The sequence below is a fragment of the Nitratireductor sp. J20-h4 genome (genome assembly GCF_056780505.1).
Map to the genome: position 1 here is coordinate 4,194,246 of NZ_CM165557.1, position 15,175 is coordinate 4,209,420.

Consider the following 15,175-nt stretch of genomic DNA (forward strand, 5'->3'; position numbering starts at 1 on the left):
AAACCGCACGGTTTTTCCGCCCGGACGCAGGCTCGCACAGGTTTGTGTTCAAAGGCCCATGTCGACCACGACCCGGCCGCGAATGTCGCCGTCCATGATCGCGCGCGCCGCCTCGAGAATGCCATCGAAGCCGATCGTGGTCGACAAGGTCGAGAGCTTGTCGCGGTCGAGGTCGTCGGACAGCCTGCGCCACGCTTCCTCGCGCAGGGCGAGCGGCGCCATCACCGAATCGATGCCGAGCAGGGACACGCCGCGCAGGATGAAGGGCGCGACGCTCGACGGCAGGTCCATGCCCTGGGCAAGGCCGCACGCCGCGACCGCGCCGCCATAGGACGTCATCGACAGGACGTTGGCCAGTGTGTGGCTGCCGACGGCGTCGACGCCGCCTGCCCAGCGTTCCTTGCCGAGCGGCCGGGCCGGGCCGGAGAGCTCGGCGCGATCGATGATCTCGGCCGCGCCCAATTCCTTCAGATAGTCCGCCTCGCTGGTCCGCCCGGTCGAGGCGACGACGTGATAGCCCAGCCGGGACAGGATCGACACCGCGACCGACCCGACGCCGCCGGCCGCGCCGGTGACGACGACCGGGCCGCGATCGGGGGAAATGCCGTGCCGCTCCAGAGCCATGACGCACAGCATCGCGGTATAGCCGGCCGTGCCGATCGCCATGGCGTCGAGCGGCGTCATCGTCCCGGGCAGCGGCACCAGCCAGTCGCCGCTGACGCGGGCACGCCCGGCAAAGGCGCCGTAATGGGTCTCGCCCACGCCCCAGCCATTGAGGACGACCTTGTCGCCTTCCTTCCAGCGGGCGTGACCGGACGACAGCACCGTGCCGGCAAAGTCGATCCCCGGGATCAGCGGAAAGCGGCGGATCACAGGTGCCTTGCCGGTGATGGCGAGGCCGTCCTTGTAGTTCACCGTCGTCGCTTCGACGGCGACCGTCACATCCCCTTCCATCAGATCCGCCTCGGACATCTCCTCAACGCGTACGGCCTGGGTCTTGTCCTCGTTGCGGGAGACGAGAATGGCTCGGAAGGTTTCGGACATTGGGCTTTCCACGGTCTGGTTGCACGACTGAGCCCGACTGTGCTGGCTCGGGGCGGCCAGGTCAACTGCCGCCGGAGCGCCGCTGCCGCCGCCACGGCAGGATTTCCTGCAGGATGACGAGCCCGGCGCCGAGCGTGATCATCACGTCGGCGAGGTTGAAGACGGCGAACGACCAGACCGGCGTGTGAAACAGCACGTAATCGACCACGTAGCCGAGCCACACGCGATCGATGAGATTGCCGAGCGCGCCGGCGATGATCAGCGCGAAACCGAACCGGGCGGCGAGCTGATCCGCGTCGCTGCGCGCCGCAAGCCACAGCACGAACAGGATCACCGCCGAGGTGACGATCACCAGGGCGGTGTCGCCCAAATCCGCAAACAGCGAAAAGGCGATGCCGTAATTGCGCGTGTGAAAAAGCGCCAGAAAAGGCAGCAACTCGATCCGCTCGTAGAGCGCCATGCCGCTTTCCACCAGGCGCTTGATCCATTGATCGAGCACGACCCCGCCCGCCACGATCGCCAGATAACCCAATCGCATCATGCCGAGGGACCATCCAGAGCTAGGGCCGAGCGCCTGATTTCGTAAAGCATGACGCCGGTGGCAACCGCGAGATTGAGCGAATCGGCGCGGCCGGCCTGGGGAATGCGCAACAGCCGGTCGCAGGCCGATGCCAGGCTGTCGGGCAGACCCTGCTGTTCGTTGCCCATCACAAGCACGACCGGCCGACCGGCATAGTCAAGGCTGCGATAGTCGACCGCACCCTCGAGATGGGTGCCGGCGACGAGCCCCGAAAACCCGGCCCGCCAGGCCAGGAACGCATCGGCCGAGGCCCGGGCCACCGGCACGGCGAAAATCGAGCCCATGGTCGCGCGCACCGTTTCCGTGGCGAAGGGATCGGTGCACTCGCCGACCAGGATGACGCCGCGGGCGCCGACCGCGTCGACGGTGCGGATGATGGTGCCGAGATTGCCCGGGTCGCGGACCCGGTCGAGCGCGACCCAGACATCGTCGCCGGCGGGGGCGATGTCGGCGAGCGGCATCCAGCGCTGCGCGAACACGCCGGCCACGGCCTGCGGATTGTCGCGCCGCGAGATCGCCGCCATCACCTTGTCGTTGACTTCCAAGACGAGGCCGCCGGCGGCCACGACGCGCGCGGCGGTCTTTTCGACCAGGGCGTTGCCCAGCGCCGATTTGGAAAACAGCAGCGTGTCGAGCCGCCAGCCGAGATCGAGCGCGTCGATGACCAGCTTCAGCCCCTCGGCCAGAAACGCGCCCTGCTGGTCGCGGTGCTTCTTCATCGACAGGGCGCGGATGTCCTTGACCGCCGGATTGGCGAGGCTGGTCACTTCCTTGACCTGGCCGACGCGGCGGCCGGTTGGCGAGGGCGGCGTCATGCGCGCACCCAGCGTGAAAACAGCGAGGTCGACAGCGCGCGCCCGGCCGCCTTTTCGCGGATCACGAGTTCGCCCGATTCGACCCTGCCGCCGAGCCCGGCGCAGGCGTCGCGCATCAGCGCATGGATGGCGAAGAACGAGGCGCGGATCGAATAGGCGGTGAGCACCAGCGCGATCGGCCTGTCCGACAGGATGGCGCGGCAATTGGCGACCATCGACGGCAGATGCTCGAAAAGCTGCCAGACCTCGCCCTTCGGGCCGCGCCCATAAGCGGGCGGGTCGAGCAGGATGATGTCGTAGCGCTTGCCGCGCCGGACCTCGCGCTCGACAAACTTGGCCGCGTCCTCGCAGATCCAGCGGATCGGCCGATCGGCGAGGCGGGCGACTTCCTGGTTCTCGCGCGCCCAGGTGATGGCTTTTTTGGACGCGTCGACATGGGTGACCTCGGCGCCGGCGCGCGCGGCCACCAGCGAGGCGAGGCCGGTATAACCGAACAGGTTGAGCACCCTGATCGGGCGGTTGGCCGCCTTGATGCGGGTTTCCATGTCGGTCCAGTGCGACGCCTGTTCGGGAAAGACGCCGACATGGCGGAAGGAGGTGAAGCGGCCGAGATAGTCGATGCCGTCATGGCGCATCGGCCAGGTCTCGCCGAGCGCGGCGGCGGGAAAGCGCCAGCGTCCCATGCCCTCCTCGTCGGTGTCGCCGGTGAAAACCGCGTCGGCCGCCTCCCACTCGGCCGCCGGCAGGGCGCGCGCCCAGATCGCCTGCCCCTCCGGCCTGCGGATGCGATAGGGGCCGTATTGCTCGAGCTTTTCGCCGTCGCCGCTGTCGAGCAGCGCGTAATCGTCGTTCGCGCCGACCTCGAGGATCAGCGGCACCGTCTGCGCCGGCAAGGGACCGTCGGGGCGCACGCTCGGCGCCGAGCCCTGCCTCTTGTCGGACGCAGGGGGCCTGTCCCGGCCGGGCGCGGCTTTTTCCGGCATTGCCGGGCGCCGCGGCGGCCGATTGCCGGCGGCGGACGACCGCGCGGCGCGGCGCTTGTCGCGGGACGGTTTCACGGCCTGTCGGTTCCTTTGAACATTGCCGGCTTTTGGCACAGCCCCGGCCGGCGCGCAACGCGGCGCACGCACGGCTCCGGTCGTTCTAGCGCGCCGTCGCCTCGTAGACGGCGACGCCCGCGGCCAGGTCCTCCAGAGCGGCGCCGACCGACTTGAACAGCGTGATCTCGTCGGCGGCGCGCCTTCCGGCCCGTTCGCCACGCGTCAACTCGTAAAGGTCGGCAAGAATCCGCTCGGGGGTCAGGACGCCCGACTGCAGCGGCTGGACGATGTCGCCGGCTTCCTTGGTGGCGCCGGCGCGGGTGTCGACAAAGACCCGCGCGCGGCGGACCGCCTCGTCGTCGGCCTCGCGCATGGCCGGCGTGAAGCCGCCGACGAGATCGACATGGATTCCAGGCCGCAGCGCGGCGCCCTTTATCAGCGGTTCGGTCGAGATCGTCGCCGCCGAAACGATGTCGGCCCAGCCGAGCGCGGTGTCGAGATCGCCGGCAACCGTTGCGGCATAACCTTGATCGCGAAGTTCCGCCGCCGCCTTTTCGGCGTTTTCGGCGGTGCGGTTCCAGATCCTGATCTCGGTGATCGGGCGCACGGCGGCATGCGCCCGGACGAGAAACGGGCACAGCGCGCCGGCGCCCAGCACGAGCAGGCGCGCGGCATCGGCGCGTGCGAGATAGCTTGCCGCCAGGGCCGAGGCGCAGGCGGTGCGCCATTGCGTGAGGCGCTGGCCGTCGATCAGCGCGCGCGGCGCGCCGGTCTTGCCGTCGAGCAGCAGGTAAAGCCCGTTCACCGCCGGCAGGCCGACTGCGTTGTTGTCGGGGGTGACGGTGACGATCTTGACCCCGATATACCCGCCGTCGGAGGTACCGGTTTTTTCGAAATCGCCCCAGGCCGGCATCAGCAGCAAGGTGGAGGCGGCGCCGTCGGGCCGCTCGATCGTGTGATGGTGACGCACCGGCTGCACCGCGCCGTCGCGAAAGCGGTCCCGCAACGCTTCCACCAGCCCGGCGAAGGTTAGCGAACGGTCAACCTGGTCGCGATCGATCATGCGCATCGCGCCGCGCTCCTCCTCACAGCGATCGGCAAAAACCCGAAATCCCGACGGGAGAACCCGCCGTGACGCCGCATCCAGCGTCAGGCGCGCGTGGCCGGCACGCCGGCGCCTGCATCCCCGGAAGGTGCCGGTGCGCTCTGGCTGGTCTGGCGCAGCAAATTCTGCACTTCCTTGCTCTTGGCGCGGGCCTCGCGTCGATAACGGCCCTGACGCAACCAGGTGACGAGGCTGCCGATAATCATGCCGCAGACGAGCGCCACGAACAGCAGCACGAACAGCGGCAGGTCGGTCGTCAGCGCCGGATTGCCGGGATTGAAGGGATCGAGCGTGAAAGCGACCGGCGCCCGGTTGGCCACGGCGAGCGCAATCAGCGCCACCGCCACCGGGACCACCACGACAATGAGCACGACGCGGTTCAGCATCTTCACTCCGAATTTCCGTCCACGGACCCCATGACCGCGACTTTTCCCGAAACCCGGCACTCCGCCAGTCGAACCGCGCTTCACGCCGTTCGCGTAACCCGAGCCGGGGCGCCGCGCAAGCCGGACCGCCTCATTTTGCGTTCAGGCGCTCGCGCAGTTCCTTGCCGGTCTTGAAGAACGGGATCCACTTCTCCTCGACCTCGACGGCGTCGCCGGTGCGGGGATTGCGCCCGATCCGCGCCGGCCGGTTCTTGACCGAAAAGGCGCCGAAGCCGCGCAACTCGACCCGGTTTCCTTCGGCCAGAGCCTCGCTGATTTCCTCGAAAATGGCATTCACGATGTTTTCGACATCACGCAGAAACAGATGCGGATTGCGATTTGCAATCGTCTGTACGAGTTCGGATTTTATCATTTTTGCGCCGATCCTGCTTTGCCCGAAATCCTTGATTGTCCGAGCTTTATTGTTCCCCTGCCGCTCCCTCGGCAGGTTGCCAGAGCGATACCAGACCGTCAAGCAAGAGCCGTTCGGCGCCAAGCGCGCGCAACAGCGCCGCCCCGCCTTCTTCAAGCCCAAGCCTCCCTTCGGTTCCGCCCACGAGCGCATCGAGCCAAAAATAGGACGCGGCGTCGCGTTTCGGCTTCCAGTCGATGACGTCGAGTTCGGTGTCGACCCCCTTCGACTTCAGCCACGCAAGCGCCGTCTCCTCGCCGCCGAGGGCATCGACCAGCTTGCGCTCGAGCGCCTGGCGCCCGGTGAACACGGAACCGTCGGCGAGCCGTTCGGTCTCGACGCGCGACAGCGGCCGCCGCTCGGTCACGAGACCGACGAACCAGTCGTAGGAATCGAGGATCATCGCGCGGATCATGGCGCGCTCCTCCTCGGTGGTCGGATTGAACGGCGAGGGCTCGGCCTTGAGCGGCGAGGATTTGATCTCCTCCAGCTTGATGCCGACCTTGTCCATCAACCCGGTCACGTCGGGAAACTGCACCAGGACGCCGATCGAGCCGACGATCGAGGATTTGCGGGCCACGATATGATCGCTCGCGCTGGCGATCATGTAGCCGGCCGAGGCGGCGAGCGTGCCGACCTGGGCCACGACGGGCTTTTTCTCGGCCAGGCGGCGCACCGCCTCGAAGATCGCCTCGCCGCCGGCCGTGGTGCCGCCGGGCGAATCCACCGCCAGGATCACGCCCTTGACCCTGTCGGTCTCGGCGATCCGCTCGAGGCGGTCGAGGAGTTCCTCATCCTCGGTGATGGTGCCTTCGATGCGGACCTTGGCGATCTGGTCGGCGCCGCTGCCGGGCAGGCTGTCGCCGAACAGGCGAAACCCGTAGGCGGCAATGGCCAGGGCGGCCACCACGAGCGCGACGACGCGCCAGAAGGTGAGTTTCCGCCGCAGCCGGCGGCGGTCTATGAGGTCGTCGGCGCGCAATGCCATGTGGTGCCTCGCAAGAATCGTGTTTGGTGCCGGTCTCTTAGACCGGATCGGCCATGCAATGAAACGCCCTGAAACGGACATTTCGGCGCTGGGCGGCGTCTGCCCGCGACTTGAGGCCCTCGCAGTTCAGGCAAAATCCTCGCATGTCACCCAAAAATAACCATATTGGACTGAAAATCGAGATAAGAAGACGATACCCTGAACGGGACGGTTCGATTTATACGCACAAGCCGTCATCTGATGGATAGTCCACTCCAACGTGAAACCGGCAGACGGATGATTTCGACAGCCTCCATACAGGAGCGGGTCTTTGCATAGCGCTCACGGTCCGGGTCCAGAAACGACCGGGCGCGAGGAAGCCGCTTTTCTCAAGGCCAGGCGCTATTCGAGAAGGGTGCGCGTGGTCAAGCTTGCCCTGCCGCTGGTCGGCGCCGCGCTCGCCATCGGCTTTTTCGGCTATTCCTACGTGCTGTCGCCAAGTTCGGTGTCGATCGGCATCGGAGGCACGGCGGTGCGCGACGGCAAGCTGGTGATGGCGAACCCCAAGGTGAGCGGCTACACCCAGGACAACCTGCCCTATACGCTGACGGCGATACGCGCGATCCAGGACCTGTCTGAGACCGGCACGATCCAGCTTGAGGACATCGACGCGAAATTTCCCGTCGACGAGAACAACTGGGCCCGGGTTCTTGCGCGCACCGGCACCTATGACGACACCGGCAACACGCTTGACATTACCAGCCCCGTCACTTTCAAGACCACCGACGGCATGACCGCCAATTTGAAGTCGGCGTTCATCAATATCGAGGCGGGCGAACTCAGCACCTCCGAACCCGTCGACATCCTGCAGGATGGCTCCAGGGTGACGGCCGACACGTTCAAGGTGCTGGACAAGGGCAAGGTGTTCGTTTTCGAAAAACGCGTCCGGGTCATGATCGAGCCGCAGAATCGGGCGGACCAAGCCCCGCGCGAAGAAGCCGAGGCCGGAAACTGAGATGAACAAATTCGCAATCGTCCTTTTCGGTTTCGGCCTGAACGCGCTTCTGGCGGGCGCGGCGATGGCCCAGTCCGAGCCGCGCATGACGGGGCTGAAACTGTCTGGCGACGACCCGATCCAGATCGAAAGCGATCGGCTGGAAGTGCGCGACGCCGAAGGGATCGCGATCTTCACCGGCAATGTGAACGTGGTCCAGGGGCCGACCCTGCTCAAATCGGGCAAGATGACGGTCTATTACGCCACCGACGGCGCCACGGATTCGGCCCCCTCGGCGGGCCCCGATGCGAGCCGCATCGAAAGGCTCGAAGTCGACGAGAACGTCTATGTGAAGACGGAGACGCAGGTCGCGACGGCCGACAGGGCGTCTTTCGACATGAAGACGGAAGTTCTGGTCATGACGGGCAAGGAGGTGGTGCTGTCCGACGACGGCAATGTGCTCGTCGGCTGCAAGCTCACGGTCCAGATGGCGACCGGCCACGCCTTGCTCGACGGCTGCGACCAGTCCGATGGCGCGACAGGGCGGGTAAAAATGCTGCTTCAGCCAAAATCCCAAAGCCAGTAGGCCACGTGTTGACCGTGTTTTCGCGATTTCTTGGCGGCAGCAAGACCGACGGCGAGACGACCGGCGTGCGTCCGGATCGCGACAAATACAAGGGCACCCTGATCGCGCGCGGCCTGTCGAAGAGCTATCGCGGGCGCTCTGTGGTCAGCGGCGTGTCGATCGGCCTGCGCGCCGGCGAGGCGGTCGGCCTGCTGGGACCGAACGGGGCCGGCAAGACCACCTGTTTCTACATGGTGACCGGGCTCGTGCCGGTCGACGAAGGCATGATCGAGATCGACGGTTTCGACGTGACGACGATGCCCATGTATCGCCGCGCGCGGCTCGGCATCGGTTATCTGCCGCAGGAGGCTTCGATCTTCCGCGGGCTGACCGTGGAAGGCAATATCCGCGCGGTGCTGGAAGTGGTGGAGAAGGACCGCAAGCGGCGCGAGGAGAAGCTCGACGAGCTTCTCGAGGAGTTTCACATCCCCCATCTGCGCAAGGCGCCAGCCCTGTCTTTGTCGGGCGGCGAACGCCGCCGGCTGGAAATCGCCCGCGCGCTGGCCTCCAACCCGAATTTCATGCTGCTCGACGAACCGTTTGCCGGCGTCGACCCGATCGCTGTATCGGACATCCAGCAATTGGTGCGCCACCTGACCGCGCGCGGCATCGGCGTGCTGATTACCGATCACAATGTCCGCGAGACGCTGGGCCTGATCGACCGCGCCTATATCCTGCATGCCGGCCAGGTGCTGACCCATGGTCGCGCCGCCGACATCGTCGAAAACCCCGACGTACGCCGCCTTTACCTCGGCGAAGGCTTTTCCCTGTAGCGTCACGCATGGCGGGCTCACGGCGCGAATTCGGCGTCGAACGCTTGACAAGCAAAAGCCGGGCCAGTCTCTAATGGCCGCAGGGCTTTTCGGGTGCCGCCCCGGGAAGTTCGGCGAAAACGCGGGATTCTTGATGGCGCTGACAGCAAAGCTCCAGCTGCGCCAGTCGCAGTCGCTGGTGATGACACCGCAACTGATGCAGTCGATCCGGCTGCTGCAGATGACCCATCACGAGCTGGAGCGCTTCATCGACGAGGAAATCGAGCGCAATCCGCTAATCGAGCGCCAGGACGCCGACGCGGCAGGGACGGAACCGGGCCTTCCGGAGGCGGAGGCGAGCGACGGCAACGCAGACGGCGACTGGTTTGCAACCAGCCTCAACAACGATGCCGAAGCGCTGGCCGGCCAGTTCGACACCACGCTCGAAAACGTCTTTCCCGACGATCCCGGCGGCGGCGACCGCCTTGGCCCCGCCTTGTCGGCCAGCTGGAAATCGGGCGCCGGCGCGGGTCCGGGTCTCGGCGCGGACGGGTTCGACTTCGAGGACGTGACGGCCGCCGCGCCGAGCTTGCGCGACCATGTGCGCGAGCAATTGGCGCTTGCCTTTTCCGATCTCACCGAGCGGCTGATCGCGGCCGACCTCGCCGAGGGACTCGACGAATGCGGCTATTTGCGTCTCGACCTGGCCGAGGTTGCCGGCCGGCTCAACGTGGAGACCGATATGGTGGAAGCGGTTCTGCGCGTGTGCCAGAGCTGCGATCCGGCCGGGCTATTCGCCCGCGATCTCGCGGAATGCCTCGCCCTGCAGCTCGAGCGGCAACACAGGCTGGATCCGGCGATGCGCACGCTTCTCGACCATCTCGATCTGCTCGCACGACGCGATTTCGCCGCGCTGCGGAAATTGTGCGGGGTCGACGACAGTGACCTGATCGACATGCTGGCCGAAATTCGCGCCCTCGATCCCAAGCCGGGATCGGCCTTCCTGCACAGCGGCATCGAGACGGTGCTCCCGGATGTCGTGGTCTCGTCCGCGCCGGACGGCGGCTGGGCGGTGGAGCTCAATCCCGACGCCCTGCCGCGCGTCCTGGTCGACCAGACCTATTTCGCCCGCGTCTCGCGCGAGACAAGCTCCAAGGAAGACCGCGAATTCGTCTCTCAATGCCTGCAGAGCGCCAACTGGCTGACACGCAGCCTCGACCAGCGCGCCAAAACGATCCTGAAGGTCGCCTCCGAGATCGTGAAGCAGCAGGACGCGTTCCTGGCCTATGGAATCGGTCATATGCGCCCGCTCAACCTGCGCACCGTGGCCAGCGCGATCGGCATGCACGAATCGACCGTCAGCCGGGTGACCACCAACAAATACATGCTGACGCCGCGCGGCATGTTCGAATTGCGGTTCTTCTTCACCGCCGCCATCGCCTCGTCCGAGGGCGGCGAAGCGCATTCGGCCGAGGCCGTCCGACATCATATCCGCGAGATGATCGCGCGGGAAAATCCCGCCAAGGTCCTGTCCGACGACGCGATTGTGGATATCCTGAGGAAAACCGGGATCGACATCGCCCGGCGCACCGTCGCCAAGTACCGGGAAAGCATGGGCATTCCCTCCTCCGTCCAGAGACGCCGCGAAAAGCGCGCCCTGGCCGCGGCCGCCCCGTGAGGGCGGCGGCGCGAGCCCGGGCACGGCCCCCGCGTTGACAAACGCGGATTCAGTGACTAGAAGCCCGCCACCCGACGGGCGGCTCGCCAATTGCGGCCGCAGCAGGACGATGGCGGAACGGTATTCCGGAATTTTTCACTGAAGCCAGCATTGGTGTCGCCGCGGAGCCTTGTAAGCGGCGTCCACGGGTATACACTCGGGCGATTGCATCATGAATGGCAAGGAAAGGTCGGCTTTCAGATGAGCCTGCGCATTTCTGGCAAGCAAATGGAAATCGGCGATGCGTTCCGCGCTCGCATCGACGGTCGGATAGCCGAAGCGGTCCACAAATATTTCGACGGCGGGTTTTCGGGTCGGGTGACGGTCGAAAAGACCGGAGCGCGCTTTGCCGCTGACTGCATGCTGCATCTCGACACCGGCATGACGCTGCAGGCCGAAGGCAGGGCGCAGGACCCGCAGGCGGCCTTCGATGCGGCCGCCGACCGGGTCGAGAAGCGCCTGCGCCGGTACAAGCGACGCCTGAAATCGCACCAGGGCGCGCCCGAGGAGGCGGCCTGGACCGACATCGCCTACACGATCATGGCGCCGGTCGCGGACGAAGACGATGAAGTTCCCGAGGACTTCTCGCCCGCCATTGTCGCCGAATCCTCGCTTGCGCTCAAGACGATGTCGGTGGCGTCCGCCGTCATCGAACTCGATACCAAGGACAGTCCCGTCTACGTCTTCCGTAATGCCGGGACCGACGCCGTCAACATCGTCTACAGGCGAGAGGACGGCAATATTGGCTGGATCGACCCCTCATCGGTTTCCGGCAACAGTGCCTAGGGCCAACGCCCCGTTGACATGATTCAAACGGGTGTTGACCCTGGATCCGCGATCTGACAGCCGCGGCTCTTCCTCGCCGAAGAGACCGGGCGCGGCGTGCAGAGAAAGGAATGCGCGAACATGGATCTGAGCGATCTGATCGAGGTCCCGGCGGTGCTGCCGGCCTTGAAAGCGAACTCCAAGAAGCAGGTTCTGCAGCTTCTGGCCGAAAAGGCCAGCGCCATCACCGGTCTTCCGGAACGCGAGATTTTCGACACGATCTTGCAGCGCGAGCGGCTGGGCTCGACCGGCGTCGGCAACGGGATCGCGATCCCGCACGGCAAGCTTCCCGGCGTGGACGCCATCACCGGCGTCTTCGCCCGCCTGGAAACGCCGGTCGATTTCGAGGCGCTGGACGACCAACCGGTCGATCTGGTGTTTTTGCTGATCGCGCCGGAAGGCGCCGGCGCCGACCATCTCAAGGCGCTGTCGCGGATCGCCCGCGTGCTGCGCGACGGCGACACCGTGGCCAAGATCCGCGGCACAAAGGACGCCACGGCGATCCACACTTTTCTGGCCTCCACGCCGGCCTCGCACGCCGCATAGGCGGCATCAAGGTGCGCGTCGTCCGCGTCGCTCGGCGTTCCGCTGGGGCGTGGTGTTTTCGGAAACCGGGACCGGCTTTTCACGATCGAAGACCGAGGGGCGGCGCACCGACGCCGCCCGACGCGCGCCGCACGGCTGCGTTCAGTGGATGCTGAGCGGCGTCAGATCGTTCTGGATCGCCGCGCCGAGCGCGCTTTCGCGTTCGTCCGTCAGCATGATCGGCTGGCCGTTGGCGGCAAACAGCGCCCACAATTCGAGCCCCGGGGCCATCTCGGGCAGGCCGGGATAACGCCCGCGCAGATCGTCGCTGGACACCTTGCGCAGATACGCGACCGCGCCCTCGCCGAGATGCGCGAATTGCGCCTGGCTCATGGTCGTTTTGACGTCGTGGTTCTCGTTATGCGTCATGGCAGCCTCCATCCGTCGGACCACCCATCCGGGCCGGCCCTCTTCAGAGCTATCGGTGCAGAAATCAGTCTTTCACCGAGATGTTTATTTTTTGTACATGATGCTCGGGCTCGGGCCGGTCGAGATCGACCGACAGCAGACCGTTCTTCAGTTCCGCGCAGATCACGCGCATGCCTTCGGCCAGCACGAAGGCGCGCTGGAACTGGCGCGCCGCGATGCCGCGATGCAGAAAATCGCGTTCGACGTCGTCGACCTGCTTGCCGCGGATGACCAACTGGTTGTTTTCGGTCGCGACCTCGAGATCGCTTTCGCAGAACCCGGCCACGGCGAGCGTGATCCTGAGACAGTCGCCGCCGCCATTGCGGCCGCGTATGCGCTCGATATTGTAGGGCGGATAGCCGTCAGCAGCCTTGCTCGCCCGCTCCAGGGTCTTTTCCATCGCCTCGAACCCCAGCAGCAGCGGGCTCGAAAAAGGCGTCATTCGCGTCATCATCATGTCCTCAAAGAGCGACGTGGATAGCGGAAAACCCAGATGGCGTTTTTCCACATGCACCTGATATGGTCCGCTCCAACAACGAGTTCAAGTAGGTTTGGAGCATGCCGATGGCCGGCGGACGCAAGATCATTATCGATACCGACCCGGGCCAGGACGACGCGATCGCCATCCTACTGGCGCTCGCCAGTCCCGAGCTCGACGTGCTGGGCATCACCGCGGTCGCCGGCAATGTGCCGCTGGCGCTGACGGAAAAGAACGCCCGCAAGATCTGCGAACTGGCCGGCAGGCCCGAGACGAAGGTGTTTGCCGGCGCCGTCCGGCCGCTGGTGCGCCCGCTGGTCACGGCCGAACACGTGCACGGCCGCACCGGGCTCGACGGGCCCGACCTGCCCGAACCGACGATGACGCTGCAAAACGAATACGCCGTCGATTTCATCGTCGACACGCTGATGGCCGAGGAGGCCGGCCAGGTGACGCTGTGTCCGCTGGGGCCGCTGACCAATATCGCGCTGGCGCTGATCCGCGAGCCGCGGATCGCCCCGCGGATTCGCGAAATCGTGCTGATGGGCGGCGGGTTCTTCGAGGGCGGCAACGTCACGCCGGCCGCCGAATTCAACATCTATGTCGACCCGCACGCGGCCGAGATCGTGCTTGGCGCCGGCATCCCGGTGGTGATGATGCCGCTCGACGTCACCCACAAGGCGCTGACGACCGCCCGGCGCGTGGCGCGCTTTCGCGACCTGGCCACGCCGGTCGGCGCCGCCGCCGCGGCGCTGCTGGAATTCTTCGAACGGTTCGATGAAGAAAAATACGGCACCGATGGCGGACCGCTGCACGACCCCTGCGTGATCGCCTATCTTCTCAAGCCCGAACTCTTCGGCGGGCGGTCGTGCAATGTGGCGGTGGAAACCGCATCGGAGCTGACGATGGGCATGACCGTCGTCGACTGGTGGGGCGTCACCGACCGGCCGAAGAACGCCACGGTGATGCGCGACATCGACGATGACGGGTTTTTCGCGTTGCTGACCGACCGGCTGGGCCGGCTTTAGGGCCATTCATCTGTCGCGGGAATCGCTAAGCCGACGCGGCGACGCGAGGCGGATGGCGCGGGCCTGCGCCAGGCCTGGCGTTTCTCGATGTCAGTTCAGCGCGTAATGCGAGGTGCCGTCGGGCTTGACCGTGCGCAGGATCGTCACCTTGGTTCCCGGCTCGATATCGGGCGATCCGCTGACCACCAGGGTCTGGGTGCTGTTGTCGATGCGAATGGTGATGCGCGCGCCACCGGCCGCGCCGTCCTTGGCCGGCTCGACGGCGACCACGCTGCCCAGCATTTCCATCTGTTCGAAGATCGGCTTGTTGTCCTGCATCAGCCAGATGATGATCGGCCCGGCCAGAAGCGCGCCGATCAACACCAGCGGCAAGAGCATCCTCAGGCGGGGACGCCATGGCCCGCCGCGCGGGTCCGGCATTTGCTCCCGAACCCCGCCCGCCTTGTCTTGGCTGGAGGTCATAACCGCGCCTCGACATCCTCGCCAAGCGGGATCGCCGGCTGCGCGCCGGGCTTCAGGCAGGCGAGAGAGCCGGCGACCGCGGCGCGGCGCAGGGCGGCTTCGAGCGGTTCGCCGCGCTCCAGCGCCGCGCCCAGATAGCCGCAGAACGTGTCGCCGGCGCCGACCGTATCGACCGGCGTGACCGCCAGCGCGGCAACGCGAAAAAACCGGTGCGGCGCGGCGGCAAGCACGCCCTCGCCGCCGAGCGTGACGATGACGATGCGCCCCGTCCTGGCGACGAAATCGCGCATGCGCGCCTCGCGGTCTTCGCCTTTTAGGCCGAGGGCGCGCGCGCACAGGTCGAACTCGGTTTCGTTGGCCACGACGTAATCGGCCAGCGCCAACAGATCGGCGGCCTCGTCGCTATAGGGCGCGGTGTTGAGCACGGAGACCGCGCCGGCCGCGCGCGCGGCCTCGAGCGCGGCGCGGACCGTCTCGAGCGGGATTTCCTGCTGCATCAGCACCACGTCGCCCGCGCCGAGCGCAGCCTTGGAGACGTCGCCCGGCAGCACGGCCGCGTTGGCGCCGGCCACGACCGCGATCATGTTCTCCCCGTCGCCGCCGACCAGGATGAGGGCGGTGCCGGTCGAGGCATGGGTTTCGCCGACGCCGCTCAAGTCGACGCCGCCCCGCTCCAGCAGAGCCAGCGCTTCTGCGGCGAAGCTGTCCTTGCCGACCGCGCCGACCATGCAGACCGACGCCCCGGCGCGCGACGCCGCCAGCGCCTGATTGGCGCCCTTGCCGCCGGGCGCGGTGGCAAACGTGTCACCCGCGACCGTCTCGCCCGGACCGGGCAGGCGCCCGACCCTGGCGGTGAGGTCGAGATTGATGGAACCGATGACGATGACCAAGAGACGCCTCCCGCAAACCGGCG

At 66.4% G+C, this 15,175-nt stretch carries 19 protein-coding genes; 7 read left to right on the plus strand and 12 right to left on the minus strand.

The features are described from left to right. Positions 1 to 48 precede the first annotated feature (48 nt). The 8 genes from acuI to sppA form a co-directional block, all read right to left on the minus strand. Positions 49 to 1,044 (minus strand): acrylyl-CoA reductase (NADPH), encoded by a 996-nt coding sequence (gene acuI, locus ACT2B0_RS20320; protein ID WP_473460071.1) that lies wholly within the window; start codon positions 1,042 to 1,044, stop codon positions 49 to 51. 61 nt (positions 1,045 to 1,105) lie between these two features. Then, a complete protein-coding gene (gene lspA, locus ACT2B0_RS20325) occupies positions 1,106 to 1,585 on the minus strand; it encodes a signal peptidase II (RefSeq protein WP_481658428.1) in 480 nt (159 codons plus the stop codon). Next, the gene (locus ACT2B0_RS20330; RefSeq protein ID WP_473460073.1) at positions 1,582 to 2,439 is read right to left on the minus strand and encodes a TrmH family RNA methyltransferase; all 858 of its coding nucleotides are present in this window, start codon (positions 2,437 to 2,439) and stop codon (positions 1,582 to 1,584) included. The genes lspA and ACT2B0_RS20330 overlap by 4 nt, the downstream gene beginning before the upstream one ends. After that, on the minus strand, positions 2,436 to 3,497 hold the full coding sequence (locus ACT2B0_RS20335) for an RsmD family RNA methyltransferase (protein WP_473460074.1): 1,062 nt from the start codon (positions 3,495 to 3,497) through the stop codon (positions 2,436 to 2,438). Before ACT2B0_RS20335 ends, ACT2B0_RS20330 begins: the two co-directional genes overlap by 4 nt. 85 nt (positions 3,498 to 3,582) lie before the next feature. Next, a complete protein-coding gene (gene lhpI, locus ACT2B0_RS20340) occupies positions 3,583 to 4,548 on the minus strand; it encodes a bifunctional Delta(1)-pyrroline-2-carboxylate/Delta(1)-piperideine-2-carboxylate reductase (RefSeq protein WP_473460075.1) in 966 nt (321 codons plus the stop codon). An 80-nt stretch (positions 4,549 to 4,628) separates the two neighbouring features. Beyond that, on the minus strand, positions 4,629 to 4,970 hold the full coding sequence (locus ACT2B0_RS20345) for a LapA family protein (RefSeq protein WP_473466129.1): 342 nt from the start codon (positions 4,968 to 4,970) through the stop codon (positions 4,629 to 4,631). A gap of 130 nt (positions 4,971 to 5,100) precedes the next feature. After that, positions 5,101 to 5,382, minus strand: a complete 282-nt coding sequence (locus tag ACT2B0_RS20350; RefSeq protein ID WP_106572951.1) for an integration host factor subunit beta — start codon at positions 5,380 to 5,382, stop codon at positions 5,101 to 5,103. 46 nt (positions 5,383 to 5,428) lie between these two features. Next, a complete protein-coding gene (gene sppA / locus ACT2B0_RS20355) occupies positions 5,429 to 6,409 on the minus strand; it encodes a signal peptide peptidase SppA (RefSeq protein WP_473460076.1) in 981 nt (326 codons plus the stop codon). A 400-nt stretch (positions 6,410 to 6,809) separates the two neighbouring features. On the opposite strand from sppA, the gene lptC reads away from it, so the two are divergent. The 6 genes from lptC (at position 6,810) to ptsN (ending at position 11,847) form a co-directional block, all read left to right on the plus strand. After that, positions 6,810 to 7,403, plus strand: coding sequence for an LPS export ABC transporter periplasmic protein LptC (lptC, locus tag ACT2B0_RS20360; protein ID WP_473460077.1), 594 nt, complete (start codon positions 6,810 to 6,812; stop codon positions 7,401 to 7,403). Position 7,404: 1 nt separating this feature from the next. Then, positions 7,405 to 7,968: an LptA/OstA family protein gene (locus ACT2B0_RS20365; protein WP_473460078.1), complete on the plus strand. Its 564-nt coding sequence runs from the start codon at positions 7,405 to 7,407 to the stop codon at positions 7,966 to 7,968. 65 nt (positions 7,969 to 8,033) lie between these two features. Further along, positions 8,034 to 8,780 (plus strand): LPS export ABC transporter ATP-binding protein, encoded by a 747-nt coding sequence (gene lptB / locus ACT2B0_RS20370; protein WP_473466131.1) that lies wholly within the window; start codon positions 8,034 to 8,036, stop codon positions 8,778 to 8,780. A gap of 133 nt (positions 8,781 to 8,913) precedes the next feature. After that, entirely contained in the window at positions 8,914 to 10,437 is a 1,524-nt protein-coding gene (rpoN, locus tag ACT2B0_RS20375) for an RNA polymerase factor sigma-54 (protein ID WP_473466134.1), read from the plus strand. Between the two features lie 240 nt (positions 10,438 to 10,677). After that, positions 10,678 to 11,262 (plus strand): ribosome hibernation-promoting factor, HPF/YfiA family, encoded by a 585-nt coding sequence (gene hpf / locus ACT2B0_RS20380; protein WP_473460079.1) that lies wholly within the window; start codon positions 10,678 to 10,680, stop codon positions 11,260 to 11,262. 120 nt (positions 11,263 to 11,382) lie between these two features. Further along, positions 11,383 to 11,847 carry a PTS IIA-like nitrogen regulatory protein PtsN gene (ptsN, locus tag ACT2B0_RS20385; protein ID WP_473460080.1) on the plus strand — a complete coding sequence of 155 codons (465 nt, stop codon included), beginning with the start codon at positions 11,383 to 11,385 and terminating at the stop codon, positions 11,845 to 11,847. Between the two features lie 141 nt (positions 11,848 to 11,988). Here ptsN and ACT2B0_RS20390 read toward each other — a convergent pair whose 3' ends face one another. Further along, on the minus strand, positions 11,989 to 12,255 hold the full coding sequence (locus tag ACT2B0_RS20390; protein WP_473460081.1) for a BQ00720 family protein: 267 nt from the start codon (positions 12,253 to 12,255) through the stop codon (positions 11,989 to 11,991). 64 nt (positions 12,256 to 12,319) lie between these two features. Further along, positions 12,320 to 12,745 carry an Hsp20 family protein gene (locus ACT2B0_RS20395; protein WP_473460082.1) on the minus strand — a complete coding sequence of 142 codons (426 nt, stop codon included), beginning with the start codon at positions 12,743 to 12,745 and terminating at the stop codon, positions 12,320 to 12,322. Positions 12,746 to 12,858: 113 nt separating this feature from the next. On the opposite strand from ACT2B0_RS20395, the gene ACT2B0_RS20400 reads away from it, so the two are divergent. Beyond that, positions 12,859 to 13,800, plus strand: coding sequence for a nucleoside hydrolase (locus ACT2B0_RS20400; RefSeq protein WP_473460083.1), 942 nt, complete (start codon positions 12,859 to 12,861; stop codon positions 13,798 to 13,800). Positions 13,801 to 13,890: 90 nt separating this feature from the next. Here ACT2B0_RS20400 and ACT2B0_RS20405 read toward each other — a convergent pair whose 3' ends face one another. Together ACT2B0_RS20405 and ACT2B0_RS20410 are read right to left on the minus strand one after the other, a co-directional pair. Next, positions 13,891 to 14,262, minus strand: a complete 372-nt coding sequence (locus ACT2B0_RS20405) for a hypothetical protein (protein WP_473460084.1) — start codon at positions 14,260 to 14,262, stop codon at positions 13,891 to 13,893. Beyond that, a complete protein-coding gene (locus tag ACT2B0_RS20410) occupies positions 14,259 to 15,152 on the minus strand; it encodes a ribokinase (protein WP_473460085.1) in 894 nt (297 codons plus the stop codon). The genes ACT2B0_RS20405 and ACT2B0_RS20410 overlap by 4 nt, the downstream gene beginning before the upstream one ends. Positions 15,153 to 15,175 lie beyond the last annotated feature (23 nt).